The sequence below is a fragment of the Lentilactobacillus kisonensis DSM 19906 = JCM 15041 genome, assembly GCF_001434135.1.
Lineage (GTDB): Bacteria > Bacillota > Bacilli > Lactobacillales > Lactobacillaceae > Lentilactobacillus > Lentilactobacillus kisonensis.
Genome location: NZ_AZEB01000068.1, coordinates 1 through 2,489, shown reverse-complemented (window position 1 = coordinate 2,489; position 2,489 = coordinate 1). Strand labels below are relative to the sequence as shown.

Here is a 2,489-nt window from a genome sequence, read left to right as displayed (position 1 = left end):
CGGGATTTTTATGAACTATGAATAATTCAGGCTTCATTATCTTCATTAAAAACGCCGTTTACGTTTAAGTCCGAATAACCCAAGGAAGCCAACTAAGACCGCTCCCAACCAAGTGACAACCGCTGACGATTGACTATCACCAGTTTGTGGTAGCGTCGCAGCTTTTTCAATTGGTTCATTAGCCAACTGCTTGTGAGCTTGATTGGTCTTCGCAACTGACTTGGTGCTAGTAGCTTGGCTAGTTGCGCCAGATTGCCCACTTGGCTGCTTGCCGTGGTTGCTAGCAACGGCTTGGCCTGTCGTTGCCCGTCGATTACCAGTGTTAGCCGCCTGCTTTGTGGTGCTGGTCTTTTGAGCCGTCCGCTTACCAGCCTTCTTAGCTGGTTTGCTTGGCTGCTTCTTAGTAGCTTGACTGCCACCATGATCATTGCCCCCAGCTAGGCTAGGCGTCGTCTCATTTCCAGTTGTTTGATTAGTGCTGTTCGTGGTTGTGCCGGCGTTATTAGATGGTGTGATTGTCCCGTTACCATTAGTACCACCGCCACCGTTATTCACAGCGACGTAGGTAATGGCGGTGTTAGCATCAGGGGTTGTCATTGCTGGCAACTTGTAACCCTTCGTTGGGTCAGCGGGATCAACCAGCGTCAATTTACCAGCAGGACTAACAGCATCGTAGCCACTGACGTATGGAACGGTCTGATTGAGTGGCACGCTAACCTTGGTTGGGTCAGTATGATCCACCGCGTAGGCGATCGTGGTTACCTGCCCATTTGGCGTGGTGATCGTGAAGCCACCGACCTTGTTATAAACGTACTTAACAGTTACGTTGCCGTCTTTGATCGTTCCAGCCGCGTCAGCTGGTTCAGCAGTTAAATAATAGCCGTCAATGTACTTTGCAGTTGTCGTATAGTGATCTCCTGCATGCAAATCAGTTCCAGATTCAGGATCCGCTAACTTATTGCCAACACTATCGACATAATCTGCAGTCCAATCAAACGTTGCCGTCGATTTGGTAATTGTGAACTGCCCCCCAACAACCGTGATGTGGTAGTTCGGGTTAGCAGCAGCCGTGGCAGTTACGGTGATCGGATAGGTTCCTACCGTTTCACCGGCTGCCCGGCTTACCGTATAAACGAGCTTAGCACCCGCGGCTGGCTGGACGCTAACCTTGGCAGTTAACGTTGGATCAGCTTGACCAGCTACTTTGGTCGCGTTATTAGCGGTAATTGTGACATCAGCCTGCTTAATAACGGCGTTCCCGGCTGAAGCGACTGCTGTGACGCCTTTATTGGCATCTACAATCTTTTTCAGCCCAGCTGCGGTCAAGGTAACGCTGTAACTACCAGCATCAGTGCCGACCTTGCTCCAATCGAAATCATCGTGGGTAAAGTTTGGCGTCACAACAGTGGCAAACCCACTCAGGGTAACCGTTGGAACAACCGTCGTATCAAATGCCTTACCATCGTATGTCTTATCAACGTTTCCAACCGTGGCGGTAATGCTATCAGCGGGCACAATGGTAAAGACGCCCTTCTTAGTGGTAATCGTATAGTTCGGGTTATCGGTTGCGTTCGCAGTGACGTTAATATCATAGGTCGCAGGCGTCTCACCCTTATCCCGGCTAACGGTGTACTTGACATCGCTGCCGGCAGTGGGCTTACCGATTACAGTCGCAGTCAGCGCTGGATCAGCTTGGCCTTGAGTTTTGCTGGCATTGGTAGCGGTAATCGTGATCGCTGCCTTGTTAATGATCGCTTGTCCAGCCGTAATGTCGCTGGTAGCTAACGTCGTATTCGCGTTGGCATCAGTAATTTTCTTAATCCCAGCAGCCGTTAACGTCACATCATAAGTGCTGGCGTCAGCCTTAACATTGCTCCAGTCAAAATCATCCTTGGTTAGGGTAGTCGGTGTTGTTAAGGTGTGGCCCGCTTGATCGCTTACAGTGACTATTGGGACGTCCTTAAACGTTATCGTGCCGTCATAATCCTTGGTAAGATTGCCAATCGTTGCCTTAATAGCTTGAGTGGTTGGCGTCTTAGCGGTAATGATTGCGTGACCGGCAGCAATATCAGTAGTCGCTAATGTTGTGTTGACGTTGGCTGCTAGGATTTTGTTAATCCCAGTAGCATTTAGCGTAATGTCGTAAGTACCAGGAACTGCCTGGACTGCACTCCAATCAAAATCAGTAATCGCTAAATCTGGCGTTGTCAAGGTATGGCCCGCTTGGTCGCTCACAGTAACCGTTGGTACCTCTGTGAACTTAGCATTTCCGTCCTCAGTCTTCGTGACATCGCCAATCGTTGCCTTAATGGCTTGAGTGGTTGGCGTCTTAGATGTAATCGTTGCTTGACCTGCCTGAACATCGCCAACCGCCAACGTCGTATTCGCGTTCGCATCGGTAATCTTCTTAATCCCAGTCGCATTTAACGTCACCGCATAAGTACCGGGCGTGGCCTTAACCGCGCTCCAGTCGAAATCGTCAGCCGTGA

At 50.0% G+C, this 2,489-nt stretch carries 1 protein-coding gene; it reads right to left on the bottom strand.

The genetic code is table 11. The annotated features are described in order from the left end of the window. Nucleotides 1–45: 45 nt before the first annotated feature. A partial coding sequence (locus FC98_RS13635) for an MBG domain-containing protein (RefSeq protein WP_156637334.1) occupies nt 46–2,489 on the bottom strand: 2,444 nt, incomplete at its 5' end.